1 pseudogene is annotated in these 801 nt (G+C 61.7%); it reads right to left on the reverse strand.

From position 1 onward, the window contains the following. A pseudogene (locus tag G6N73_RS36015) lies at positions 1-799 on the reverse strand (IS5 family transposase); the annotation flags it as partial. Positions 800-801 lie beyond the last annotated feature (2 nt).

An 801-nucleotide genomic window follows, 5' to 3' on the forward strand; every position in this document is an offset into this window, starting at 1 on the left:
GACGCCAGTTTGAGGAAGGCGAGCGCGTTGCGCGACAGGTTCTCGAAGTCCTTGGCCAGCCTGCGGCATCGCCCCAGCCATGAGAAAGTCCGTTCGACCACCCAGCGACGTGGAAGGACTTCGAAGCCCTCGGCGGTGTCGGATCGCTTGACGATGTCGATCGCAAGTCCGGGCATGGCCTTCTTCTGACCCTTGGCGAAGACAGGTCCCTGATAGCCGCCGTCGGCGAACAGTTTCTTCAAGAACGGATAGCGCCCGAACAGTGTCTTCAGGACCAGCACGCCGCCGTCGCGGTCCTGGATGTCGGCCGGATGAACCAGCGCGTGCAGCAACAACCCTACCGTATCGACGAGGATATGGCGCTTCTTGCCTTTGACCTTCTTCCCCGCATCATACCCGCACGGGTCGATGCAACGCCCCCTTTTTCCGCGCCTTTGACACTCTGGCTGTCGATGATTGCCGCCGTCGGGCTGGCCTCGCGTCCCATCGCCTCGCGGCATTTCACGTAGAGTTCCTGATGAATACGGCCGAGCGTGCCATCCCAGTTCCACAGGTCGAAATAGCTGAACAGCGTGCTCTTCGGCGGCAGGTCCTTCGGCACGGCCCGCCATTGGCAGCCCGTGCTGAGAACATAAAGCAGGCCGTTGAGAACCTCGCGCACATCGACCTCACGCCTGCGACCGCCGCGCTTGGCAGGCGGAATCAAAGGCTCGACCAGCCCCCATTCCGCGTCCGTCAAATCGCTCGGATAGCGCAGACCATCTCGATTGTATTTCCCACGGTTCGCCTTCGTCCACATCG

Origin of the sequence: Allomesorhizobium camelthorni, assembly GCF_011045125.1 — a bacterium.
Taxonomy (GTDB): Bacteria; Pseudomonadota; Alphaproteobacteria; order Rhizobiales; family Rhizobiaceae; genus Allomesorhizobium; species Allomesorhizobium camelthorni.